Here is a 23,945-nt window from a genome sequence, read left to right as displayed (position 1 = left end):
GTTCTCGGCAGTGGCACTAGCCCCGGCCTCCAGTCGTGAACACAAAATCGCTGTAATCCTTATGGGACAAGGAACGTATGGTTGCGTTAGCGAAAGTTGGGCCGCATGCCCACCACCAGCGCATCGCTGGAAATGGCCTAGCAGCGACCACCGGATTCCTACCGGCAGGTTTCGTCTACCTCCTCTGCCACGCCGGCAAAATCATTGAACCAGTCTTGTTTTATCTCCGAGCCAAATGTGCGTTTTCGGGAGTACTGCGCTCTCGCTGGACAAACCTAACGTATGCGGAGCATCTATACGAGTGGTTCTCGCTCTTGGAAGCGCTCGGAACTCCATGGGACGAAGTCACAGAGCAGGACCTGATTGCCTATTCCTCTTCATTGTCCAGCCACGTTAGCTCGCACACGAAGACTGAAATAAAGCCATCAACCCGAAAAGGAAGGATGCGGACGATACTCGCGTTCTACCGATTTGCCCATATTAGAGGATGGATATCCAAGGCAGTGACTCTTGACGAAGAGAATATTCTCCACCCACCTCAAAACCGCGTCGCCTTGGCCCACATTCAACGCAACCGCCCGGCCGCGCCTCGTTCCGACATTTTGGACCACATTAAGGTGCCTGAACCTGCTCCGCCGATGTGCATCGACGAGACTGCCCTTGGGAGAATTTTTTTTGCACTTGGTCCCACCAGCAGCATCGGACGAAACGGCGTCTCGTGCCGCGACAGGCTCATAGCGGAAATCGGTTTGAACGGTGGTCCACGGTTAGCCGAGGTTGCAAGTTTGACAGTGCGACAGATTCTGGCTCTCGTTCCAAACTCCAAAAATCCCAATTCGCCTTGCAAGCTTCTGCTTACCAAGACCAAGGGCTTTACGGCACGCAATGTGTTCCTGCCGAGTTGGCTAGTGCGCGAACTGCACGCTTACATTGACCACGAGCGACAAGAAGTGGTCGACACGGCGAGAGCCGCCAAGCCCGACACTTATAAAGAGCCGGAGACGCTCTTCCTCAGTTTACCGACCGCCAACGTGCGCGACATTGGCGAATCGGTCAGCCGGGAAACGATTATGCGAAGATTTCGCCAAGCGGTTGAACGCTGCTCGCTCTTTCACACAGTGCCTGCGGTGGACCCCAGGACCGGCAACCGCTTCCTGAAGAACGAAGCCAAATATACCTTCCACAACCTCAGACACACTTTTGCCTACACCGCCTACATCACATTCCACCGCAATGGTGATGCATTCCCTTGGAACAAGGTTCAAATTCTGCTTGGCCATGCGCACCTATCGACGACCATAGACATTTACCTCAAAGGTGCTGGGACGAACGAGATTGAGGTGTCAGACGCAATCGTCGAAACCTTCAGTGGATGGCGGGACTTAGTCGATGCCGCGGCCTAAACTTCCACGCGCCAACGCGGTCGCCGATTTCCAAAGTGCACGCGTCGAAAACAACATCCACAAGATACGCGACAAGCGGGACCAAGTTGGGGTTTCTTACGACGATGACTCGAAACGGCTAACGGTTGTGTTCAGAGACTCGACCCTTGCTGGCGGCCTGCACACAATGGACTTGTCGGCATGGCTGACGCGTCCGAGTCTGGCCGTGCCTTTCGCTCGCGCACTGTATTCCTACGGAACGGACAAACAGCCGCTCACACGCAATGACACACGAGACTCTCTCACTGACTTACTCAAATTCCTGCCACTGTACGAGCAAGCTTGCCACAGCGTCGTAAGCTGTCTTGCTGACGTTAGTCAAGATTGTGTGGAAGCCTACTTTGAGCACGTTGGCAAAAAGCGAAACAAAAAAGGCGAGACGGTTAAGCAAACAACCGTTTCTGCGTACATGGTTCCGCTGCGTGGCGTTTTCAAGAAACTGCGAAACATCGAACACGAGGGATACCAAATTCCACGAGACGTGTCGGTGCCTACACTCGGATATAGCAATCGAGCAGGCAGCATCGAGCACGTTTCGCCGCTTGACGACATAACGGTAGTACGAGTTGTCGTTGGAGCCATGCTTGAGCTTGAGGCGCTCGCGCTAGCCAAACCGATTCCCGGATTCCCGATTGACGTCAAAGGCCGCATTCGGGATGACCTCACTCACAAGGACGCGGTAAGGCTACTGGAAGAAAGCGAATCTGCCTCGCCCGATTCCTTAACGGTCCGGGAACTCATTCCCTTTGTGATAATGCTAGACCTGACCACAGATTTCAACAGCTCCAATCTCTTGTGCGCACCGCTGTCCGACATAAAGAAACATCACAATCTTTATGGCAAAAGCCGTTGGGAAATCTCAGTGCGGAAGTGGCGAGCAGGTGGAGCAATGCAGCAGAGGACGTTCTCCGTGGAGCAATACTCTTGGGCCAACCCGGTCTACCAAGTTGCAGCACTTGAAGTCTATGGGAAGAAGCTGCGAACCGAGGTACCGCTTGAAGAGAGTGACCGGCTGTTCGTTGGTGTCAATCAGAACGGCTGCGCGTCGACACTCTATGCAAGGCATTATGGAGCCAAGAAAGCTTTCAAAAGCGCGCTCCGTGCGTTTTGCAAAGAAAACGATATAAAGCCGTTTGCTCTTAATCAACTAAGACCGACGGGGAGCGACGTTGTCCATGAAATAAGCGAAGGTGACGTCGTCAAGCAGAAAACGGCTTTGCAGCACGCGACATCCAGTCTAGACCTTACATCGAGCACATACACCTCCCCAGCAGCAATGCGCCGTGACCAAGAGAGGCTAGCTCGGGCGATGGTTTGGCGCGAAGCATTCATCAGGTCCAAAGGAAAAATAGATGCAACATCGGCGTTCGGAAATCCGAAACGAGCACCTCGGTCAGCGACACCCGGATTCGCCTGTTTTGATATCTTCGACTCTCCGCTCCCAGGGCAAGTTCAGGGAGCACCCTGCACTGCATACTGCCTTTGCCCAAGCTGTCCAACCGCCAGTTGCAATGTGCATGACGATTTTTCTGTTGCTCGAGTCATCCAGGTCGAAAAGACGCTAATTGCAGCTCGGTCGACTGTCGAACCGACACGCTGGACGACTTTGTACGCGCCACAGCTCGAATCCATCAAAGAGGAATGGCTACCTCGTGTACCCAAAGCAGTACTGACACGTGCTGCGAAACTGAGTCTGCCGGATATCCCTTCCGTGGAGTGAGCCATGTCGAATTCGCAGTCTGTCCGCCGCGAGAACGAAGACGAACTTTACAACGCTCTCACGGCTCCCCTCGACGACCCTTCGGAAGTTGACGAGAGTTGGGGGGAAACGTGGACGTACGAAAGCAGTACCGCTGGTTACAACAGTGGGCATACGTTCTATTGGGACTTTGTGCTGAACGATGGCAGCTACTTCTCTGCTCCGCAATGGAGCGTCTTGTACGCTTCCGTACAGGCGTGCATCAATTCAATCTTTCGCAAGCGCGACAACGGCCGAGGCAGACGCGCCGGTTCTGTCGGCCAAATTACGGCACAGATGCGTCAGTTCGTTCGTTGGATGACGATGTTTGGCTATCGAGACCTTTCGTGCCTTGATGAATTTGCGTACGAAGAGTATGCGCAATGGATAGGGTTGACCAAATGTCGCGGTCAGGGAGACGCATCTATCACTATTCAGTCGGCATTTTGCGTGCTTGCTTTCCCCGCCATGCTGTACTACCAAAATGCAGCCCTTATTGATGCTGGACTGCCTCCAGTCGCGGGCGTCCCTTACGGTGGAGAGTCGACATATGCGATGGCCCGGCAGATTTGCGATAAGGAAGTCGGTTTCTATCCCGCCGTTCCAGATGAAGTCTACATTCCAGCAATGAACAAGGTCGTGGAGTGGTTAGACCGCCAGATACCCGAGATACAAGCGACTGTGGACGCGTACATCACGCCATATGGAGGATGCGAGGCGACTAACAACAACCGCCGCAGACGTGTCCTTAACGAGCTAGTGTTCTCGCCTGACGAAGACACTGGCGAGCCGTGGTTCGCGGGGTTTGCAGAGCCGATTTATGTGACGCGTCATTTCGCACACAATGCGAGTCGCCGAGGCCAAGAGGCAAAACTCAATATCGGTCATACAACGAGGGACGTTCTTCAGGCATCCCGGAACTGCTGCACCATAGGCATCCAAGGGACCGTAGGAATGCGTGTTTCAGAGGTCTGCGGCCTTAAGGTAACTGCCCACGACCAAGAAACAGGACTACCCGATTGCGTCAAGGTCGAGCGCTCGAAGTCAGGACTTGAAGAACTCTTCTTCATCGTCGGAACAGTTTTCAAGGACAAGACGCCGCCAAGACCGGGGCGATGGCTAGCTGGAAGTCGCCCGCTTGGCTCCGACTATCTGCCGATACCTATAAAGGCCGTCGTGGCTCTTGACCGGCTATTCGCGCCATGGCGTGAAATGGCAGGCAGCGATAGCCTGATAGTTGGGTTCAGAAATCGAGTCGGCGTTGCACTTCGAGGTGAAGATATCACCCCGATTTCCGCCGGCGCCGTGCGTGAGGGGCAGAAAGAGTGGGTGCGGACATACGTTAAGGTGCCACCAGAATTCGCGAACTGGGAGATTACGACACACCAGTGGCGCAAGTCTTTCGCGCGCTTTTGCATCCGGGTCGACAGTACTCTTCTCCCCGCAATCTCCCGTCACTTGCAACACATCAGTATTGCGATGACGCAGCGCCACTACACTGGCGAAGATAGAGAGCTGTTGTGGTTAATTCGAGACGCAGCGATTGAACTGGCCGCTGAACTCCTCTATGCAGCTACGCACGAGGGCGCAAAAGCAGCTGGCGGCCTGATGGAAGAGATTCCTGATATTGCATCGGAGATGTCGCGTCATGTCGACCCTCACGATGGAAAAGGGTGCCAAGCGTTTTTGCGCTCTACGCTGGAACGCGATAACACTTGGGCATGGGGACTACCGTGGGGCGCATGTCTGTTCCGGCCAGAGTTTGCCCGATGCAATCTGAAGGGTCCATCCTATAAGATATTCGCCACAGCGCCCGCACTTGACGGTCTTAGCGCCTATTCGTCTTGTGGCCAATGCAAGAACCAGTTGGTTCTGCCGCAGCACCTTCCTTTCTGGCTAGCGCGACGAGACGAGCTTCTGGTGACGAAGAAGCAGAACAACCGAAAAGGGCTCAAAGACATCGATTTCATTGTGGGACACCGGCTCGTCCGTTGCGAAGGTGTCATCCAAAAAATTCACGGAGCGTCAATAGCATGAAAGATGGGCAACCGCTTGGAGGGTCGGTCGACGCGATACTACAAGACTTCAAAGACGCGTACGAACGCCTTAAGAAGCATCAGCCTCGGGACCCCGCCAACGCGGAGCTGCTGCAAGTCGGCAAGCTGCGCGTGAACAAACTGACATTGGCGCGCGAAGCGGGACGTAGCCGCACTAACTATGTCAATCACGAGGAAGTCCGACGCTACGCAGAGGAAAAACTAGGAGCCAAGGCCTCGGTTCCCCGCGAGGTCCCGAGCGTTGAAACAGCGAATCGGGAATACCGGAAAGCAAACGGAGAGCTCAAGGACGAGGTAAACGAACTGAAGGCACAACTGGCCGAGATGGCCTGTTACGTCGACTACCTTGAACACAGATACAAAGTGAAATCGACAGATAAAGTCGATTGGTCTAGTGCTTCTACGGTGCTGGCGCGCGCAAGGAAGAACCCCAACGCCGCCAAGACCATCGGCTCAAGCGGGCGGAAGCGCTAAATTGCGCCCGCCATCGAGCGTCCTGCTTCAGTTACCGCTTCCCGCAAGCCGCTTCTTGGATATCGCCGCGCCCTTGTTTGCGAGCACGTCCGCGCGCTCGTTCATGTCATGGCCAGCGTGTCCGCGGACGTGATGAAAACGAACTTGCTTGTGCCGACGAACTGCTTCGTCGATGAAAGCCCAGTGCTCAAGGTTGGCCTTCTTCTTGAACTCGCCTTTCATCGTTTTGACAACGTAGAGCGAGTCGGTGTGTACATCTACCGTCGACCCAGCGGGCAAATCGTTCAAGCCATGGGCTGCCGCACGGATTTCTGCAATCTGATTGGTTCCATGACCTATGGACTCAAAACCCTCGTACACGACCTTCTTGCCGCTCAACACGACCCATCCGCATCCAGAAGGCCCTGGGTTGCGAAGTGCTGAGCCATCCGAGTAAACCTCAAACTCGCCCGCAATAGTTGGCGGAGCCATCACGCCGGTCGCTTGGGGCGCCGTGTCCTCGTCCGAAAACAGGTCAGACGGACCTTTCGGTGCAGGTGACACTTCCCCACTACGCTCACGCAGCAGTGCCCCTACGGCCGCGCGGAGCGCTCGTTCAGTGATGCCATTTGGCATCTGATACCACGTGAGGGCAGCGTTCACGATGTCGGTGGTGCGCTTCGGCGAGTCGCCATTTTTGGTGCTTTGCATAGTTCCGTACGGTGTTTTGCTGGCTTGGCCCGAACCCTCATCCAGTCGGAGAGCCTCACCGGGTCGACAAGTCTAGCAGGTCCGCTGTCCAATGCCGGCAAGGTTCGGTAGTAAGGGCGCCTGTGAGACGCCCTCTGACCATGAAGCGAGGGTCCATCTGCGCTGACTTAGGTAGTGTGGTCAGGAAAAACCTGGTCGAACACTGACTTATATGCTGCGACTGCATCCTCCTCGCTAGTATCCAGCATCTGCCTGAGGTCGTTGTAGGCCGCCATTGCCGCCTCGTCTTCAGACAACAAACCATCGAAGTACGATGCGATTGCCGCGTAATCCATGTCCAGAAGATGATTCAGTTCCTTGGTCGCTTTTATGCCGGACAGACCGCCAGAAGTCATCCAGTCAACGGCGTGCCGCGTGAGCAAATACCAATAGCGCAGTACCATTGGCTGTTCAGCCTTGAAGGCCGTCGCGTCAGTTTCGGACATTCCAGCTTTTTCCATCTCCTCCGGAAAAAGCAACTGCTGAACGTATGACTGGATGAAGGCGAGACGGAAATCTGGGTCAAACTGATTGCTACGCAAGGCTTTCAATACCTCCGGCTTGAGGTCTCTGCGCAACGACTTCTCGATTCCCTCGATAGTTGCTTTCCGGCCCTCGGCATCCAGTTCATGGGCCCCCAACGCGGCGCGCGCGTTCGCAAATCTGGCGCCCAGCGTCGAAAGCGCGTTGCCCGTACGGGCTTCATCAAGCTCGACCACCAACTCTTGTACAAAATGGGCGAACTTCTCTGGCAGCAGGGCCTCTGCATCGATGGCGCGGCCCGATGCCAGCTCAATCGACATTGCTTCGCCCACGGACAAGGACAGCACCGTCCGCTGCACCGCTGGCCGCAACGGGACCAGCGAACTCCGCATTGTGTCTTTCCAGTGGGTCTCGTTCTTACTCATCTCCACGAATGCCACGTCAGGAATGACAAAGCGCGCGTCGGGCTCCTGGGTGATGAGGGTCTGCAATTCCGGCTTCCGCATCCGGTTCTGGTCGACTACATAGGTTGCCATAAAAGCATTCCAAACAGTGAACGGGAAAAAGCACGCCTGAACGTGTGGGCTTATGAGCATACGGCGTTTCGCACGTCGTTTGAATCCTCTTAAGTTGGGCGCGCGACGCCAAACGAGTTCTCGGATTTGCTAGCTGCAGCGCGTCGGTGCGCTGAAGTGGCTACATTAGATACTATGTAGGCAAGGATGGCCGCACCTAGTGCGCAATGCTGGCCTCAATCCAACTCGAGCAGACGAAGCACATCGGAAGAAATGGCGGACGACAAGATTACGAAATTCGGCCCCGGACCCACACAATGGGCGGTCGGAAAAGCTGACGCGGCGAGACAGGCCTCAGCTTCGCTGCGGGGCTACATCTATCAGCTCCATCTATCGCTAGCGGCGTGGATTCGGCTCGAATCGGACGGCGAACTGCACCTCGAGGTCGCAGAGGACTATGCTGAGCTGCTCTCTTCTCCCGACCGGCTTGAGCAGATATTGCATGCAACCCAAGCTAAGGAAACCAGCGAATCCAAGTCTGTCACGCTGAACTCAGCCGACGTCCTGAAAACGATTGAATCTCTTTTCTCTTTGCAGGAGGCCAACCCCGGACGTCGGGTGCGGGTGACGTTCCTAACCACCTCACCCATCGGCAAAGAAAACAAGGAACCTCTTCCATGTGGAATTCCAGCGCTCGAGTTCTGGCAACGGCTCGCCAGTGGCGACCTCGACGACCCGGCCGACCTGCTGGGGGCGCTTCGGATGCGTTTTCCCGAAGGAACCCTAGGTCTATTCCTTCAGAGTTGCAGCCCGAAGGAATTCATGGAGCGCTTGGTCGAACGCCTTGTATTCGCGTGCGGCGCACTCTCATGGCAAGAAATCGAGGAAAGGAGCCGCGAACGTCTGGTGGAAATCCGGGAAACCGTTCAAGCGCATCCTAGCGCGGCAAGGCAAGCGTACGACGTCCTGCTCGGCGTGGTTCTTCAGACGGCAATTCACAAGGGCGAGCGCCGGCTCGACTACCCAAAGTTTGAGAGTACTTTCCGCGAAGCAACGGCCTACGCGGTTGCCTCGCAGCCGTTCTCGGACCTCCTCGCTGCTGCCCTCAAACCACAGGCGGCGTCGCCTGGCCATGTCAGCCCACCCCTCGTCGAAAAACCTGTCCTCTGGGCAACAGCGAAAAAACTTCACGACCACAATAATCCGCCGTCCCTGGTGCAGCTCTTTCCCGGAACTTCGCCTGCGGTGCGTGAGACGCTGCAACTGCTTTCCTGTACAGACCGATGGATTACCGATGCGTCACCTGACTCAAATGAGCAAGTCCGGTTGCAGCCCACCGACCTACTAGACCAGTCGGAACTCCACCACTTAATCTACGCAGCACCTGGTTCTGGCAAAAGCCACGTCCTCTGGCGCAGTGCAGAGCAACTGCTGGGTACATCGCACGAAGCAAACGATTCGCCAATACCGTTGCTCCTTTCTGTGGGCGGGCTGCGCACCGCCAAGGAGGTGCTTCAGCAACTGAGCGACATGCTTCCGGGCTGCAGCCCGGAAGCGGTCCTGCGCGATTCACGCGTCCGCGTCTTCATTGACGGCTGGTCAGAGTTTGCGACCGGTGAGGATGGGACCGAGCGCGATATCCTCCTCCGCAAGCTTGTAGACACGCGCGTCGTCGCATGTGCCCGCGCTGCCGACTCGAATAACACTTCTTTCCGGCGGTGGTCGCTCGAACCACTTTCCCCCGAAGTCGTTCGCCGCGCGGCAAATGAAGCCTTTCCTGCCGACAACGCGCTCAATGATGACCTTGCGGACCTTCTTCGCATTCCGCTGATGTTGTCTCTCTATCTGCTGCTCGGGGGCGCGCTCGCGAGTCAGGGTGAACTGATTGCCCGATTCCATCAACACGTATCAAAGAGCTTGCCGGAACAGTTTGAAGATGTGCTGTCAGACTCTGTAGCTTCCGTTTCCCTCTTGGGTGAGCGGTCATACAACGCCCTCCGGGCCACACTGCAAAAGGCGGCAACGGCCAAAGGTTTTCCCAATCCGCTCGCAGTTCTGAAGAAGCTTGGTACTGTCACAGAACGAGACCGTCTTGCCATCCCGGTCCACGACCTCTATTGGAGTTGGCTGTCCGGCGTTGGTCTATTCCGCACGGCCCGAATCGAAGAGGCAGTCATCAGCCTGGATACGCGTGAGAGCATCAGTCTCGCACTAGAATCAGGCGAATGCGTCTCGCTCGACATGATTTCGAAGACGGTTAGCAAAGATGCCGTACTGGCTGCGGCCCTCGATTCCAGCCGCGGACAGGCGACGATGGACACTACCTTCCTGGCAGAAGTCGCGGCGATGTTCTTGAATCCGCACCTACCTGTGCGCTGTCGTGCGGCCACCGCGGCCCTACTCTCAGGCAAGCCATCCTTGGTACGAAAAGCGCTCGACGTAATCAGCGAAGTTTCCGCCGGACGACTACACGTTCCGGCGCTCACGAAGGCGCTCGACCCCTCAATCCTCTTCGACTGCAAAGCTGCCCTAGATAGCTGGCTCGGTCTCGCGAAGTCGAAGCCGCCTGCGGGCGTCATCACGGTTATCGAATCAATCGCAGCCAAGGGCGATGCCCGATGGCTGACATGGCTTGAGCAGATGTTTCACGACAATCGGCTAGACGCCAAACTTGCGGTCGCTACAGCGATGGCGTGTGGCGGGGTCACCCCGAAATGGGGCAGTGAACATCTCCAGCCTCTCATCGAGAAAACCCCGGAGTACCTGCGCTTCATTAGCGACCGTGGCGTGAACGTTGAACTGGCACACTGGCTGGCCGCGAACTATCCCAAAAACCCTGAAGGGTCGTTCGTAGGCTGGTGGCAAATAAATCGCGTGCTTGTCTCGTGCGGAAATTCGCAGGTGTTCGAAGAACTGCTCGCGCGCTTTCCATCAATGTCCACCAACGCCCAAGAGGTATTGGGCATGGTCATCCCCCAACTAGGCGCCGACTGGACGGCGAAATTTCAGAAGGTGGCTTTCGCCGTGCCCGGGACGAAGCAGCACCATCGTTTAGCCGAAACCCTCAGCCTCGAGGTTGACGATGCGACCGCCTATCAATGGATAGCCAATGGGTACCACGAGACTGGCTGGCGAGTTCTGATTGCACGGTATGGCGCGAACATCCTGCCGGAGCTTCTGAAACATGTGCCTGCGGCTTTGGGAGGCCACCAACGCATCCATGCACTGGAAGCTATGCGGTTTCTGGTGAACCCGCCAGCGTCGCTAGCGGACGAGCTTATGTCCAGGCTGATTCATCCGGATGGACGCGACAAAGGAATCACACCCAAAGTCGGTGAGAGTCTTATTGAGGCGCTCGCGCGCGTGAGACCCGCCGGACTGCTCGCGTTGGTCCGACAGTGTCTGAGCAAACCGACCATTTTCGGCCATTACTTGGGGTACCGGTTTCTTAAATCGTACATTGAGTGGATGAAGGAGACTGGCCAAGGTTTCTCGGTGGCGGGTCCAGAAGGACCGCTACCATTCGAAATCTGGTACATCGCAGCCCAGTTCGTTCAGGATTGGGACGAACATCACTCACCAGCCGCAATAAAACTCTTGCCTGACGTAGCGGTGGCCACAGTTCTCGGCCCACTCGCTGGCGATGAAGAGAAAGCAAAAGCTATCCTCGATGGCATGGCGAGTTTGATTGGATTCCATGCGCCGCTCTATGACATGATGATTGATAGCTCAATCCTCGCACCCATGTTACCGAAAGTGTTCGCCGACGCGCTGAATCTGGTGCCGCCAGATAGACTTCTACGTCTTGCATCGTCGAAACTCGTCAAGCAGGATGAACTCTTCTACCAGTTGCGCACCGTGAGCGACCCGGCATTCACCCAACTCCACGTGCTGTTCATCCAGAGGGTACTTGCTGCGCCTCTGAACCTCGATAACATCCGCTCAGTTGCAAACATGCTACGTAACTACGCACGCGACGAACTGCTCGTGATGCTAAAGCCACTGGTCGGCAGCGACGGCCCGATGCTTAGCGAGAATGGACACTGGCTACTGCGAGAGACTGGAAACGTTCGAAGAGAGCTGCTCATCGACGAGCGAGGTCATCTTTTGACTTCTGACTTCCTGCAATGCTGACGGGACTGTTGGCCCGCTGCATGGTCGAACGACTGCAGTAGCCATGAACCGGAGGCGGTGGCTTCAACGCCGCCGAACGTGAGCATGCAGGAATTGCTTATGTTGTTCGATACTGTCCAGCCGAAGCCTATAACCGTCCGTGAGATTCGGCCGCCCCTTCCGAAACGAATATCTACCGAAACCGTCGTATCCAATTTCCCTTTCGGCCGTCGTAGCAAGCAACTCACACCATCGCCTGACGCCGTCAACTATTTCCATCAGGTCCTCCCGCTGCAAGCAGCGGTCGGTAAGCTGGCCGTGAAATATCTTGTTTCGAACCTGAATGGCGTCGTCTACCGTCCCTCGCAACCGGACATACTCGCTACCAATGAGGTCGTCGACGGAGAGGCGAAACAAAGCATTGATGCCGCGCTCGAATCCTTCGAAATAGAAATGCGTCTTTGCACCAAGCGCTGCTTTTAGCGCATCCACATCTTTCTGCTCGAAAGCCCTCCCCTCATCCAAACGCTATCGTGACTGCGACTGGGGATATGCCGACGTTCACCTTGGTCTGCAGCGGGACTGCTTGGCTGTCAGTGGTCGCGCTGTGGTGGCCCATCCATGCAGTCGTAGCGTCCCATACAAACGCAGTTTTTGAGGTCTATTTGAGGCGCACTCCACGTCCGTCTGCATCGATGCGCCCAGGCAGCATGCCTTGGATAGGCTTCGTAAGCACGGTAACAAGCGAATCTGCATCGGCAGCAGTTGGATAGGGTGCTTCCATTCGTATCACGGAGTCCATGACGGACGGCGCGTTTGGGTCGTCCTTGTGGCCCTCTAGGCCGAACGCGTGTCCCAGTTCGTGTGTCATTACGGGAACCAGATTGAAGCACTCCGATTTGCTCATAGTGTCGGGTGGGAGTGCTATCACTTTTTTTGGCTCGGCCTTCCAGCACGGGTAGTCGACGCCGTTTACAAGAAGCGTCCGGCCTTCTACCTCGGCGCGAGCCGCTTTTATTGACCCGTCTGACGCGTCACGGAACGGGGCGTCTGACTTTTTCGCGTACCGAACGACGAATGTGGCGCCGTCCGGGCAACCTTTCTGTATCACCTGTGGAGGAGTGAGCAAAACGTAGCCGCCGCTTTCGCTATGGGACACCATCTTCTCGATTGCAGCCCGTGCGTCCGGCGATAAAGTAGCTTTGCGGTCATAGATAGCGCTCGTCCACCATGTAAGCGCAATCTGAAACGACTTTCTGACTGTATCCGAAATCTCATCGCCCGTCGCAATTGGGTGCCCGTCGTCATCGACCAGATAGAACGAGAACCCTTGCGTGAAAATACGGTTTCCCATGACAGGCTCGTAACTGAAGTTTACGGCCCACTGTACTGGCTCAGTGCAGACACTCGGAGGCTGTTTCTCCTGCGCAGGAATCGCCGAATCACAGACCAATTGCCGGCTAATCGCCGCAACCTTTTTGAGGTTATCGTGGTGTACCTGCAAACCATCTGGGTCCACGAAGTGAACTCGCGCATTAGCGAATTCAACTTGAGATGCATATGCAGGTGGCCGTGAGTCATTGAACTCAACGCGGTATAGAAGTTTGGACTTGTCGCACAGGGCACCGCCGGCACTGTATGGTTTTGGCGGTTTCGGGAGGCACGAGCCATTGATTTCGATACGGCGAATCGAGTCGACGGGAAACTCCTTTACCGAATCTTTCATGCATCCGTTCATAAACTGGATGCTCTTCGGTCCCATTCGGCTCACCCGGCCGTAGACGACGGAATCCGCAAGCGTCAGCGTGTCAGCAGATGCAGGCGTTACAGAACAGGCGGCAAGACAAGCCACCAGGTAACTAGCGCGCGAGGACAAGTTCATGGACATCGTCTCTTTTTAAAATGTGCACGAAGGGAACCTCTGTTGCGTTGGCCGTAGGCTTGAACATCGCAATCATGTCTTTACCTGCCAGCAACACTCGATATCCGACGAACGGTAACTCCACATCTTTTTCGCCCTTGATTTCTTCAACCGTTGGCAAGGTCGTGGTCGCAATCGATATGTCTCGCTCTGCTTGTAGTCGACCTTCTCCGATAGCAGCGAAATATGCGGTTGTAGCGAGACCGACCAAAACAAGATATGTGATTAACTCCACCCAATCCTGCCATCTTCCCAGCAGTCGCTTTGAAGCAGACGCTCCGCCGGCTAGCCAGAAAATCGCAACAAAATAGGCAATCGCTAACGCGATACTGTCTGTCAGAGCCCGTACCCCTCGGTAGAGCAAGTGCTCCGGCGCGATGTCTAGAAATTGGTACCGGAGGCCAAAGGCCGAGTAGTAAGTGTCGGTTGTGACGATACCGGCAAAAAGCACTAGCGACGAAACAAGCAGCAACTGCTCTTTGAGTGCAGTCGCAATACCTTGCTGAGCGGTGCTTGGCTCACTCATACGGGCCACCTGTGGAGTGCGTAGCAAAACCGATTTCTCGGGCATTCTTCTTTTTCATCATACGAATTAACGTGACCATTCCGGACCTCTCCGCCGGATTTAGAATAGGACAAGCGGGGATAAAAGGCATCTTGGCGTTGTAGCTTGCAAAATTTCGGCTTTGGCGTACGACGCGTTGCGTCTTTCGGACATCTGCCAGAACCAGCTCGTCTGCGGCCCAGATGCGCTTTGACGGCTCGCCTTTGTTCACGCGAGCGGTCACCTATCGGCTCAACGGCTAGTTCATCATCGCGACCGGATAGTAGATGCGCGATGGATACGTCATTTCCAACACAAGTCGCCTCCCAGACGAAGTACCACGCTGTGCTAGCAGGCGGTCGTTTTGACGGGACCTTTCCGGAGCGCACCATTGCCGCCTAACTTGGACCGAGCTCCCGGTGGATGTACGATGTCTCGCGTCAGCTCGCTACCAGACGTCCGTGGTGCCAAGAAGTAGTGAGAGGTCCGTCACATCTTGGCTAATACCTCCCCTGCCGGGGTGAATTGCCGTCAAAGACATGTCAGGCAAGACCGAGGACACGTTTATTCCGGGCTTGGACCGCCGTTCGTGGTGGTTGGCATGGGTGATGGACTGGACAGTCGTCTCTGCCACTGCCACACGCGCTGTTGCTGCGTTCGTATCATTTTTTCAGTTTCATTCCCAATGTCCTTGGTGCGTCGGCCGACCCGACATCTGGACATAGGAAAATGGTTTTAGAACCTTTACAAACCTATTGCACGAACCGCCAGACATCTACGATAGCTCCTAGCTCCGTATGGAAGCAATATTCATTTCGCATCAACTATCATCACGTTTTCGCCGCCCCCAAAAGACTGTCAATGTTTATAGCATTGCAGTAGTATCAACCGGTAAATTGCTGCGGTCGGCAAAGATGACCAACTTTGCTGAGACCCTTCCGCACTTAAGACTTCCCAGAGCACGTCACCAAGATAAAGAAAACCCATGAGAGACGCGCCAGTCGGGGCGCAGGATTCGGACGAAAGATGAAGAAGAATGACTTGCTCCGATTGCTTGCTGAGAGCGGCTACAACATCGGGTTTGGTGCGAAGCTTCACTTCTCGACGTTGGACATCGTCGAAAAAGCACCCGGTTGGATTAACGTCATCGCCTTCATCATCGGCGTGTATGCGCTCATTTTCCCTGCGCTCGCAGCGGCAGGCATATCGGCCACGCTTGTTATTGCTTCTGCTCTCACGCTTTACGTCACGTTTTATAACTCCGACAAGCAGAAATACGACGACGCCGGCGTATCGTTGACCCGGTCCTACAACCAGCTAAGGGACCTATATGCCGAGGTAAAGGCTCAGTCTGTTGACGCCGACGTCACGGTTTTCGCCGAGAGGCGCATGGAAATCGTTGACGCTGCAGCCGGCGCGTCCGTATCGAAGCAGATTTTCCTTGCGCACTGGCATGCCCATGTGAAGTTTTTTTGGCAGCACCAGATTGGCTGGATTGACGATGAACTTAACTTCAGCCTTTTCCGCGACAAGGTACCGTTCGGTGCGTGGGTAACGCTCGTGATTTTGCTTGCCTTGGCCGCTGTGCTCTACTTGCACCCCGCCATCATCTCGATTGTTTTCAACTCGCAGCCTTGCAAGACATGAGCTACGCCCTCTTCGAGCAGTTCCGAAAAAACATCTCTGTGGGCAATGCCGGCGACATCTCGACGTCCTACCAGAACATTACCACCCGTCTCAACAAAAACTTCTACAACGCGGATTCGAACAACGCTCATTCCCTCCAAGTTGGGTCATACGGGCGCCACACCGCGATTCATGGCGTCAGCGACCTCGACATGCTGTTTGAGTTGCCTTGGGAACTCTATGAGCGACACCGGCGTCGGGAAGGCAATGGTCCCTCCCAGCTTCTTCAGGTAGTTCGCGATTCACTCAAGGTCCGCTACGTCAACACTGAAATCAAAGGTGACGGCCAAGTCGTTGTGGTGCAGTTTGCCAAGTTCAAGGTCGAAGTGCTGCCAGCTTTCTATCGGAAAGAGACAAACGACTATCTTCATCCGGACACAAACGACGGCGGCGACTGGAAGCTAACGCGCCCACAGCAGGAAATGGCTGCGATGCATGCCATGAACACTCGTACGAACCGCATCTACAAGCACGCGTGCAAAATGCTGCGTTCGTGGAAGAACGAACATGGCGCACCGATGAGCGGCATTCTCATCGACACCCTCTGCTATCGCTTTTTCGAGAACTCCAAGGACTACGACGATAAGTCTTATGGCTCGTATCCTTCACTCTTCGCCGCGCTCTTCACCTTCCTGGCCGACCTCGAACAGAAAGATTACTGGCGTGCGCCAGGCAGTCAGGCACATATTCACAGTAAGGGAAACTTCCACCGAAAGGCGAAGAAGGCGGCATTGACATGCATCGAAGCCCGCGATGCGGATGCCGAACGAAAGCGTGCGAAGCTCTGGCGCGAGGTCTTCGGACGCGACTTTCCGCTTGAAATAAAAATTCCGCGCGCCTTTGCAAGCGAAACCATTACTGTTGTCAAGGATGCCGGCGAGGGTGCTGAAGAGTTCATCGAAGACAAGTATCCAGTCGATATCCGCAGGAATCTAGAAATCGGTTGCGAGTTTTCGGGCAACAGTGACCGCGGCCTCCTGCGCTCGGTAATGCAGCACTTCCCATGGCTCAAACATGGCATGTCGTTGCGCTTTCACATTCTTAGATGCGATGTCGCCGAGCCCTACGAAGTCAAGTGGAAGGTTCGCAACGTGGGTCCGGAGGCCATCCGTCGCTCGCAGGTTCGCGGAAAAATTCTTCGCGACGAAGGATGTCGCGAGCGAAAAGAGACTGCGAACTTTCACGGCGACCATTACGTTGAGTGCTACATCATCAAGAACGACGTCTGCGTAGCTCGCGACCGGCTAAGCGTTCCTATCGAGTAATCAGGAGCATCGGCTATGGGTGTCGGGGAGTGGTTTTCGGACTTTTGCAAATCGCTTCGGATTAGCAGCGACAAGCACTCTTCAGTCGCGTACAGAACGGGGCGCATCGTCGGTCGACTAAACGCCGACCTGCGTGGACTCGACTCGAAGACTGCATATAGGTTCTACGTCGGGTCGTACGGCCGAAATACCGCAATACCGTTGACCTACTGTACGAGCTGCCGTACGTACTCTATGAACGATTTCATGGACATGTCGGAAACGGGCAATCGGCCTTGCTAGCACATGTCAAGAATGCAATCCGCAACACGTACACCATCTCGTGAAGCTCACGTTCGACGACAATCTCCAAAATTCTCGCGAAACAACTCAAGGCGCATAATTCTAGCCATTCTCGTTTGCCGGCTTCGGGCTTTCGCGCGAATATCTTGGCGTTGACGACTAGACAGGGCGGCTGCATCGCTTCTGCCGGCACGTCAAGGAATTCGAGTACTGCCTGTCTTCAGCGAACCGTGTGAGAAGAGGTGGATGCTGAGAGATTGCGATGCATCGAAGCATCTCTCGCCCCCGACCCGTTTGAATTTGGCTGGAATCACGACCGGTTTTTTGTCTTCGCGGGCGCTCGCCGATGCGGATAAAGTGCGCAGAAGTGAGAACCGCGGGTAGGATTGTATTAGCACACTTTTTCGTCCATTATTCTTGCAGGAGAAAAGCGCAGTTGCATCGGTGGCGAGAGTTCTAACGCTTCAATTTTGGGCCCATGAGGATACCTCTCCCGTAGGTAGTGTTATTCGCAAACTAAGGACGACCATGACAGTTGCAAAAAAAGCGGCCGTAAAAAAAGTCGCGGCGAAGAAGGCTGCTCCTGCTAAAAAAGCCGCGCCGGCCAAGAAGGTCGCTGCTAAAAAAGCTGCGCCTGCAAAGAAAGTTGCGGCGAAAAGGGCCATGGGTATCGGCGGCTTCGGAGCAGCGCTTGCCAAGCACTGACGCGCGTGGCGCGTTTATAAAGCAACAGATTAGGTCGAACTTCTGCGCCGTGTATTCGGCGGCCGTAACTTTGTCGTTGTGGGGTATCCCAACGTCAAAGCCGGTTGCTATGCGTATATTCGGAGCGCGTCGTCGAGGCTGGCGGCCGCCTGACCACGAGACACTTCGACAAACGCTCGAAACTGTGGTCGGAGACATCAAGGTTGAGGTGAAAAAATGTCGGGTGCACTCAGTCGCAGCCCTGGGTTCAATATTGCAACGAAGACTTGAAAGTCAACCTGCCGTGCTAGTAACAGCCAACTGTGAATTGTTAAGACAAAGGGTCGTGGCACATCATGCATTCGTGGTAACCCACGCGTCGTCCCAAGGGGTGGGAATTATTGACTCACTTGCGAAGCGACCGAAAGTGAACGCGGCATTCAATGCGTGGATTCCAAGCTGTCAGGCGGCGAAGAGGGGACTTTTGCATGTGGAAGGTTCGCCATGGGCGATAGATTCGACCCATCCAATTTATATTTTGGAATTTCGGCTCAATACACACTATGCCTAACGCAATCGAAACGCTACTTGATTTTGTGGGAAAGAGCGGAACAGGCTTGGCCGACTATGTAGCTCTGGAAAAGAAAAATGAAGAGCAAGAACCGCTTCCCACTCTTCAAGATGAACTGCAGCTATTCTTACGTTCGACGATGGACCAGGTCAGGGTAAATAAAGCGTTGGACTGTACCCATCGAATATTGAAAATCGCAGACCTCGAGGACTTCGAAATGTTTCGGGAAGGTGTTTGGAAGCGAGAGGCGACGCGCGGCATGGATTATCAGAAGCAGCGTGACCATACAGCACACACACTTAACAACTGGCTTCTGGGATGGTTCTTTTACGCTCACTCGCAAGGAATCAAGACTGCAATCAATGGTGCCATCGAGAAGCGAGAATGGGATTCTGAAGCTCCAGAGAAATTTTCATATGAACAGTTCTTCGGCCATGCCTGGCAATACACCAGTTTACTTCATGACATCGGCTACCTATTTGAAGGTTCGATAACGAACATGGAAACTGGAAACCAAAGTGCCCAGGCAGAAATTGGGTTGAAAACTGCTGATGAATATTTCAACATGGCGTTTTGGATTGAAACGGGCGAGACTTCGACGCATTCGCAAAAAAAATTACGTGAACTTATTGAGATGCCCGAGTTACCTCGAGAAGCATCCTTGTCTCGAATTGCGATTTATTTGCGCTCACTTGGGTCCTTAGATAACTTATCGAGCAGGGTTTCGGAAGAGCTGCGCGTGACGGCCAGAGGCCAACGTCAGCGAAAGAAACCCAAAGAACTTCGACTTCCTAGCGACGCGTTCGATTTGTGGAGAGCGCATTTCAATGAGTTTGGTCAAGAGGATGCGGCGCACCGTATCACAAAACTCGAGAAAGCGTTCTTACAATACGTTACGAAAGGAATGCCTGGTTTCGATATTCGAGTATTGGACCATGGCGTCTGTAGTGGCTTGCTACAGCTTAAAATCGCAACATTCTTTTATAACCTTTTTGCGAATTTTGATAAATTAAATGACGACAATAGCGAGTACTCTGCGAAGTCTACCGCCACTCGATTAGAGGTTCGAGAAGGAGACGTCGCAGTCAGATACGACTATGAGTATTGGTGGAAAGGACTGATTTGGGCGTCTGCCTCTGCAGCGCTGCACAATATTCAGCAACGGAAGGGGGCGTGGAGTCCTGGCGTAGTGGGCGGTAAATTGTCGCTACAAGAAGAGCCACTTACCTACCTTGGTATCTTGGTTGATTGTATTCAAGACTGGGACCGCTACTTTGTTTACGATTCGCGTACACGTTCGCCTGTGCAGGGAATTGATGTGGGACTATCTTGTGACGATGGAAAGATTATTTTGACGGTGTCGAAAGACCTTGGCGAAAAAATTGTAGGTGACTTAGACGTCGCGCTCGAAGCTTGGCGCGATTTTGTGGATATTAAGTTTTTAACAAAGACGGCAACGGTTTAGGCCTATGCCAGCTGGATAGAGATGGTTCGCTGGCATCAACCCCCAAGCCCTCAGTTACGCGTTCAATTTCAGCGAGGCTTATGGTCCGCCCCTGTCGCGCGTCGGGGGCCTGCGGGCAGTTCGCCCTCTGGCTCTAGATGTTATGCGATTATTTAAAACCATCACCTCGTTCTTAGCATTCAATGTGAATGCTCATAGCCTCGCCACCGTCCCGACTGGAAAGTCTTCCGGCCGCACCTCCCTTGCCAGCAACTCCACCGCATCCCCCATCCGCATTCGCACCCTCGCTTCGGCGCACTTTGCCATCTTGCCGCGCTCCGCGCCGCCTGACCGCCTTTCGCCCCCCACGCTCTCCACCCTCATTGATTCCAGCAGCGATTGCGCGCAAGCAACGCGGTCCATCGTTCGGCGCAACCGAACGAAACTGGCGTCAGGAATCTGCGCGTCTCGTGCCGCCACCTCCGCGTCGGTGGTGACGTCGGTTATGCAACCCTGCTGGGAGCTGGCAGTCTGCTAAACAGGGGGACGATGGGCGGTGAAGGGAACTCGGATTAAGCGGTTGACGCGCCGGCTGGCGCAGGTTTATGTCTCTCCGCCAAGTCGTAACTGAGAGGGCAAGGTCACGAGAACTCGCCTTGCCATCTTCACGGTTTCCGCGCCTCAAGCATGTCGCCCCCCGCCCCATCTTTTGCTGTTCCAAGTCCTCTTTCCCGTCTGAGCCAGGGCACCTGCGATATCCTAGGATGAGCGTACTGCAGCCGATTAACGTGAAGGAGCGGCTTAACGCGCCCGACACATGCCTTGTAACGGGTTCCGGGCTGCCGCTCACGCCGCGGCACAGAGTCGAACCACAATTCGCGCTACCTGATGCGGCCCTTACACATCTGCTTCGCAATTCCCAACTGCGACCGGTCGGCGCAATTTCTAGTCACGTGTCGCCGAGACCACCAGCACCAAATGAGGGAGCCAGTATCCAATGGCAAGCCGAACCCTCACGCTGGAGCACGTGGCCGATGACACTCCTCGTGTCCTGTTTCGACATGCTGAACCGATTGACGAGCCCATCGTCGCGTGCGGTCCGTTCGTCATGAACACGTCAGAAGACCTGAACCGGACTGTTGCCGACTACCATTCAAGGAAATTCAGTGTGGCAACAACGTAAGCCGCATCAAGGCAGTGCCACGAACGTTCCGCCGCATCTTCAGGTGCTGTCGTGATGTTCAACTGAGTGCGCGGCGCCGGCGTGTGCCGCGGGCTTTTTCTGCTGGCCGGACATGGCCGCCTCCAGCGGACGTCGGATGAAATCCGGTAGCGCCTTGTCAAGAAATCCAAGTGCCAGTCCTACGACGAGTGCAACCACGATGTTGTCGCCAACATGCAATGCGGAAAACGTACCAAGATTGAAGCTGACGACGCCGGAGAGGAGAATCAGCATCGCAAAAAAGGCCGTCACACCGTAGCCGAGAAAGCGGGACCATGGCTTGAGCATGTCTGCTTCGATAATGTTGAGTTGCGTGAATTCCAGCGTCGAGCAACTCCAGAAACGTGACAACCAGATACCCCACATGGTGGCCGCCAGTACCACGCCGATGTGAAAGGGTGCCGTGTAGAGGTCGAACGATACCTTGTCGGACAGAGCGATGGTCGTGTTGGTCGTGGACGGCGCCAGCTCGCGAAGATAAACCGTGGTTATCAGTTGGACGACCACACCGATGAAAAGTAGCCCGCCGCTCGCAACCGAGGCCACGCGGGCGAGGTCCCGGAGATATTTGTCCTTGATGGCAGGCCCCTCGCGGTCAAGGACCTCCTGCCGGAAGTCCGCCAGCCACTTTGTGCCGTAACTCATCATCGCGGGGCTGTCGCCAAAGATAACCAGCGCGTAGTTCAGCAGGCGTTCAAAATCGTCGCGGAAGGTGCCTTCGTCGTGGGTGGCGGCGCGTACGACGTTCAGGGTAACGTCGAAGGCTCGTTGTAACTCACCCTGCTCTAGCAGGCTGTTGAATTTTGGTCCCGTGTAAGCGGGGTTTGAGGGACGGGCGTTATGGATATCGTGTTCATGATCTTTGGCAGCGGATGCGATGCGCGGAATGGATGAGATGCAGGAAACCCTGTTCACGACGGTCAAGCTGGAGGACTTCGTCCCGGCAGATCACCCGTTGCGACCGATCCGGGTGCTGGTGAATGATGCGTTGAAACGGCTCAACGGGCTGTTCAGCGTCATCTACGCGGACACTGGCCGTGCCTCGATTGCACCTGAGAAGCTGATGCGAGCGCTGCTGTTGCAGGTGTTCTACTCGGTGCGCAGCGAGCGCATGCTGATGGAGCAGATGCGCTACAACCTGCTGTTCCGCTGGTTCGTCGGGCTGGCGATTGAGGACGCCGTGTGGGACCACTCGGTGTTCTCGAAGAACCGAGACCGGTTGCTGGAGCATGAAGTCGTGGAAGCGTTCTTCACCGAAGTCATGAGCCTGGCGGACAAACGGGGCTTGTTGTCGAGGGACCATTTCTCGGTGGACGGCACGCTGATTCAGGCGTGGGCCAGTCACAAGAGCTTCCGCCGCAAGGACGGCCCGGAGGATGGTCCGCCCGCCGGCGGTGGCCGCAACGCCGATACTGACTGGAGAGGCGAGCGACGTAGCAATGCCACGCACGAGTCGACTACTGATCCGGAGGCGCGATTGTTCAAGAAGAGCCACAAAAGCCCGGCCATCCTGTGCTACCACGGGCACATCCTGATGGAGAATCGCTCAGGGCTGGTGGTCGGTGCCGTGGTTAGTCACGCGGATGGTTTCGCCGAGCGGGCCAGCGCGTTGCGATTGCTCGATTGCGTGCCAGGCGCTCATGCGAAGACAGTCGGTGCCGACAAGGCGTATGACACCCGTGACTTCGTGAACGATTGCCGCGCTCGCAACGTGACACCGCATGTCGCGCGCAACGATGAGCGTTCGGGCGGCAGCGCAATCGACGGGCGCACTTCGCGGCATGCGGGCTACCGGACCAGTCAGATCATCCGCAAGCGTATCGAGGAGCACTTCGGCTGGGGTAAAACCGTCGGTCGGATCCGGCAGACGGTCTATCGCGGCATCCGGCGAGTCGACCAGCACTTCAAGCTGACGATGGTTGCGAGCAATCTGACCCGCATGGCGCGAATGCCAGGTGTGGTGCCGCAAGGAGCGACGCGATGAGCCGCCACGGCATGGCGAATGCACGGCGCGCCGCCTGCGCGCACGCGCATTGCCTACAAAAACCACCGTGCGAACCCGCAATTCAGCAGCACATCGCATTTGGAAGCCTCGTGAACACTGCTCCCGTCTTCATGACGGGGCGCTTTTCAACAGCCTGCTAGGGGAATGGTGCGCCCTCTGAAGTTGGGATTGGGCGAAAATAGAAGCCGCGAACGCTTTGTCGGATGCTCCTGGACCACGAAGGCGCATATTGCGGGTGCGCCTTGAATTGGCATTGTCATTTGCCCGATGTCACCAGCATCACCTGCATCGTTACGGTCATGAATTGCGCCGACGTCGATGGCGCGATGCGTACGGGCAGCACGAGCTTGCGCTGTCGTGCCGGCGGCAGGTGGCGTTGTTTTTCGCTTTCCTTGACGCGGGCTGTATAGACCGGAGACGTAGCTGACAGGTGTGCGGCGACCCATAAGCGGTCCCCCGCGGTCGTCGCTTGCAGCGCGGCGCTTCTGGTGCTGCTGCGCTCCCGGGTCCGGGAGGATGACCTGTTCCCTTCCAGCGGCCGCCTGGTCGGATTCACGCGCTGCGTCGCCCTCGTAAGGAAGATGCGTGTCGGGCGAAGCGTTCAATGTGGATGCTGGAGGGTCGCCCGGGTCCGGCGCAACGTCCCCGTCGAGCGGCTCGTTGGCGGAGGCGTCAGGCGGCTCGCTCATGGGATGGCCTTTCCACAATGCGGGCAATGTTTGACGGGAAGCGGTCCCACTTCAAACAGGAAAATATCCGGGGGTAAGAAT

19 protein-coding genes are annotated in these 23,945 nt (G+C 55.5%); 13 read left to right on the top strand and 6 right to left on the bottom strand.

The features are described 5' to 3' along the window. Nucleotides 1-77: 77 nt before the first annotated feature. Genes GGD40_RS18610 through GGD40_RS18595 form a run of 4 tightly spaced genes read left to right on the top strand, consistent with a single transcriptional unit; the run spans nucleotide 78 to nucleotide 5,711 of the window. Nucleotides 78-1,403: a tyrosine-type recombinase/integrase gene (locus GGD40_RS18610; RefSeq protein WP_179744507.1), complete on the top strand. Its 1,326-nt coding sequence runs from the start codon at nucleotides 78-80 to the stop codon at nucleotides 1,401-1,403. After that, nucleotides 1,390-3,162 carry a hypothetical protein gene (locus tag GGD40_RS18605; protein WP_179744506.1) on the top strand — a complete coding sequence of 591 codons (1,773 nt, stop codon included), beginning with the start codon at nucleotides 1,390-1,392 and terminating at the stop codon, nucleotides 3,160-3,162. Before GGD40_RS18610 ends, GGD40_RS18605 begins: the two co-directional genes overlap by 14 nt. A gap of 3 nt (nucleotides 3,163-3,165) precedes the next feature. Beyond that, the gene (locus GGD40_RS18600) at nucleotides 3,166-5,217 is read left to right on the top strand and encodes a hypothetical protein (RefSeq protein WP_179744505.1); all 2,052 of its coding nucleotides are present in this window, start codon (nucleotides 3,166-3,168) and stop codon (nucleotides 5,215-5,217) included. Next, on the top strand, nucleotides 5,214-5,711 hold the full coding sequence (locus tag GGD40_RS18595) for a hypothetical protein (protein WP_179744504.1): 498 nt from the start codon (nucleotides 5,214-5,216) through the stop codon (nucleotides 5,709-5,711). The genes GGD40_RS18600 and GGD40_RS18595 overlap by 4 nt, the downstream gene beginning before the upstream one ends. Nucleotides 5,712-5,738: 27 nt before the next feature. On the opposite strand, the gene GGD40_RS18590 is transcribed toward GGD40_RS18595, so the two are convergent. Together GGD40_RS18590 and GGD40_RS18585 are read right to left on the bottom strand one after the other, a co-directional pair. Continuing rightward, on the bottom strand, nucleotides 5,739-6,401 hold the full coding sequence (locus GGD40_RS18590) for a ribonuclease HI (RefSeq protein ID WP_179744503.1): 663 nt from the start codon (nucleotides 6,399-6,401) through the stop codon (nucleotides 5,739-5,741). Between the two features lie 167 nt (nucleotides 6,402-6,568). Continuing rightward, nucleotides 6,569-7,459: a hypothetical protein gene (locus tag GGD40_RS18585; RefSeq protein WP_179744502.1), complete on the bottom strand. Its 891-nt coding sequence runs from the start codon at nucleotides 7,457-7,459 to the stop codon at nucleotides 6,569-6,571. 252 nt (nucleotides 7,460-7,711) lie between these two features. Between GGD40_RS18585 and GGD40_RS18580 the strand changes: the two genes are divergently transcribed. Both GGD40_RS18580 and GGD40_RS18575 read left to right on the top strand, forming a co-directional pair. Further along, nucleotides 7,712-11,572: a hypothetical protein gene (locus tag GGD40_RS18580; protein ID WP_179744501.1), complete on the top strand. Its 3,861-nt coding sequence runs from the start codon at nucleotides 7,712-7,714 to the stop codon at nucleotides 11,570-11,572. Between the two features lie 99 nt (nucleotides 11,573-11,671). Continuing rightward, complete coding sequence (locus GGD40_RS18575) at nucleotides 11,672-12,034, top strand: hypothetical protein (RefSeq protein WP_179744500.1); 363 nt, start codon at nucleotides 11,672-11,674, stop codon at nucleotides 12,032-12,034. 178 nt (nucleotides 12,035-12,212) lie between these two features. On the opposite strand, the gene GGD40_RS18570 is transcribed toward GGD40_RS18575, so the two are convergent. After that, nucleotides 12,213-13,433 carry a hypothetical protein gene (locus GGD40_RS18570; protein WP_179744499.1) on the bottom strand — a complete coding sequence of 407 codons (1,221 nt, stop codon included), beginning with the start codon at nucleotides 13,431-13,433 and terminating at the stop codon, nucleotides 12,213-12,215. Then, nucleotides 13,411-13,998, bottom strand: coding sequence for a hypothetical protein (locus GGD40_RS18565; protein WP_179744498.1), 588 nt, complete (start codon nucleotides 13,996-13,998; stop codon nucleotides 13,411-13,413). Before GGD40_RS18565 ends, GGD40_RS18570 begins: the two co-directional genes overlap by 23 nt. A 1,044-nt stretch (nucleotides 13,999-15,042) precedes the next feature. On the opposite strand from GGD40_RS18565, the gene GGD40_RS18560 reads away from it, so the two are divergent. The 6 genes from GGD40_RS18560 (at nucleotide 15,043) to GGD40_RS37370 (ending at nucleotide 21,131) form a co-directional block, all read left to right on the top strand. Then, entirely contained in the window at nucleotides 15,043-15,663 is a 621-nt protein-coding gene (locus GGD40_RS18560) for an SLATT domain-containing protein (protein WP_179744497.1), read from the top strand. Continuing rightward, a complete protein-coding gene (locus GGD40_RS18555; RefSeq protein WP_179744496.1) occupies nucleotides 15,660-16,967 on the top strand; it encodes a nucleotide-binding domain-containing protein in 1,308 nt (435 codons plus the stop codon). The genes GGD40_RS18560 and GGD40_RS18555 overlap by 4 nt, the downstream gene beginning before the upstream one ends. A 15-nt stretch (nucleotides 16,968-16,982) precedes the next feature. After that, nucleotides 16,983-17,249, top strand: coding sequence for an SMODS domain-containing nucleotidyltransferase (locus GGD40_RS18550; protein WP_257030430.1), 267 nt, complete (start codon nucleotides 16,983-16,985; stop codon nucleotides 17,247-17,249). Between the two features lie 528 nt (nucleotides 17,250-17,777). Next, nucleotides 17,778-17,954: a hypothetical protein gene (locus tag GGD40_RS18545; protein WP_179744495.1), complete on the top strand. Its 177-nt coding sequence runs from the start codon at nucleotides 17,778-17,780 to the stop codon at nucleotides 17,952-17,954. Between the two features lie 542 nt (nucleotides 17,955-18,496). Beyond that, nucleotides 18,497-19,969 (top strand): hypothetical protein, encoded by a 1,473-nt coding sequence (locus GGD40_RS18540; RefSeq protein WP_179744494.1) that lies wholly within the window; start codon nucleotides 18,497-18,499, stop codon nucleotides 19,967-19,969. 976 nt (nucleotides 19,970-20,945) lie between these two features. Then, entirely contained in the window at nucleotides 20,946-21,131 is a 186-nt protein-coding gene (locus GGD40_RS37370) for a pirin-like C-terminal cupin domain-containing protein (RefSeq protein ID WP_179744493.1), read from the top strand. 39 nt (nucleotides 21,132-21,170) lie between these two features. Here GGD40_RS37370 and GGD40_RS18530 read toward each other — a convergent pair whose 3' ends face one another. Then, nucleotides 21,171-22,094, bottom strand: coding sequence for a hypothetical protein (locus tag GGD40_RS18530; protein ID WP_179744492.1), 924 nt, complete (start codon nucleotides 22,092-22,094; stop codon nucleotides 21,171-21,173). Between GGD40_RS18530 and GGD40_RS18525 the strand changes: the two genes are divergently transcribed. Beyond that, nucleotides 22,048-23,154, top strand: a complete 1,107-nt coding sequence (locus tag GGD40_RS18525; RefSeq protein ID WP_373565298.1) for an IS5 family transposase — start codon at nucleotides 22,048-22,050, stop codon at nucleotides 23,152-23,154. The genes GGD40_RS18530 and GGD40_RS18525 overlap by 47 nt on opposite strands. Nucleotides 23,155-23,431: 277 nt before the next feature. Here the strand turns inward: GGD40_RS18525 and GGD40_RS18520 are convergent, their stop codons facing one another. Continuing rightward, entirely contained in the window at nucleotides 23,432-23,731 is a 300-nt protein-coding gene (locus GGD40_RS18520; protein WP_179744490.1) for a hypothetical protein, read from the bottom strand. Nucleotides 23,732-23,945 lie beyond the last annotated feature (214 nt).

Source organism: Paraburkholderia bryophila (genome assembly GCF_013409255.1).
GTDB lineage: Bacteria > Pseudomonadota > Gammaproteobacteria > Burkholderiales > Burkholderiaceae > Paraburkholderia.
This window is presented reverse-complemented; position numbering and strand designations above follow the sequence as displayed.

Bases quoted from the DNA above. Each gene is read 5' to 3' on its own strand.
- GGD40_RS18550 (WP_257030430.1), top strand. From the start codon at position 16,983: ATGGGTGTCGGGGAGTGGTTTTCGGACTTTTGCAAATCGCTTCGGATT.
- GGD40_RS18565 (WP_179744498.1), bottom strand. From the start codon at position 13,998: ATGAGTGAGCCAAGCACCGCTCAGCAAGGTATTGCGACTGCACTCAAA.
- GGD40_RS37370 (WP_179744493.1), top strand. From the start codon at position 20,946: ATGGCAAGCCGAACCCTCACGCTGGAGCACGTGGCCGATGACACTCCT.
- GGD40_RS18585 (WP_179744502.1), bottom strand. From the start codon at position 7,459: ATGGCAACCTATGTAGTCGACCAGAACCGGATGCGGAAGCCGGAATTG.
- GGD40_RS18595 (WP_179744504.1), top strand. From the start codon at position 5,214: ATGAAAGATGGGCAACCGCTTGGAGGGTCGGTCGACGCGATACTACAA.
- GGD40_RS18555 (WP_179744496.1), top strand. From the start codon at position 15,660: ATGAGCTACGCCCTCTTCGAGCAGTTCCGAAAAAACATCTCTGTGGGC.
- GGD40_RS18570 (WP_179744499.1), bottom strand. From the start codon at position 13,433: ATGAACTTGTCCTCGCGCGCTAGTTACCTGGTGGCTTGTCTTGCCGCC.
- GGD40_RS18590 (WP_179744503.1), bottom strand. From the start codon at position 6,401: ATGCAAAGCACCAAAAATGGCGACTCGCCGAAGCGCACCACCGACATC.
- GGD40_RS18580 (WP_179744501.1), top strand. From the start codon at position 7,712: ATGGCGGACGACAAGATTACGAAATTCGGCCCCGGACCCACACAATGG.
- GGD40_RS18540 (WP_179744494.1), top strand. From the start codon at position 18,497: ATGCCTAACGCAATCGAAACGCTACTTGATTTTGTGGGAAAGAGCGGA.
- GGD40_RS18560 (WP_179744497.1), top strand. From the start codon at position 15,043: ATGAAGAAGAATGACTTGCTCCGATTGCTTGCTGAGAGCGGCTACAAC.
- GGD40_RS18525 (WP_373565298.1), top strand. From the start codon at position 22,048: ATGCGCGGAATGGATGAGATGCAGGAAACCCTGTTCACGACGGTCAAG.
- GGD40_RS18575 (WP_179744500.1), top strand. From the start codon at position 11,672: ATGTTGTTCGATACTGTCCAGCCGAAGCCTATAACCGTCCGTGAGATT.
- GGD40_RS18610 (WP_179744507.1), top strand. From the start codon at position 78: ATGGTTGCGTTAGCGAAAGTTGGGCCGCATGCCCACCACCAGCGCATC.
- GGD40_RS18605 (WP_179744506.1), top strand. From the start codon at position 1,390: ATGCCGCGGCCTAAACTTCCACGCGCCAACGCGGTCGCCGATTTCCAA.
- GGD40_RS18545 (WP_179744495.1), top strand. From the start codon at position 17,778: ATGACAGTTGCAAAAAAAGCGGCCGTAAAAAAAGTCGCGGCGAAGAAG.
- GGD40_RS18600 (WP_179744505.1), top strand. From the start codon at position 3,166: ATGTCGAATTCGCAGTCTGTCCGCCGCGAGAACGAAGACGAACTTTAC.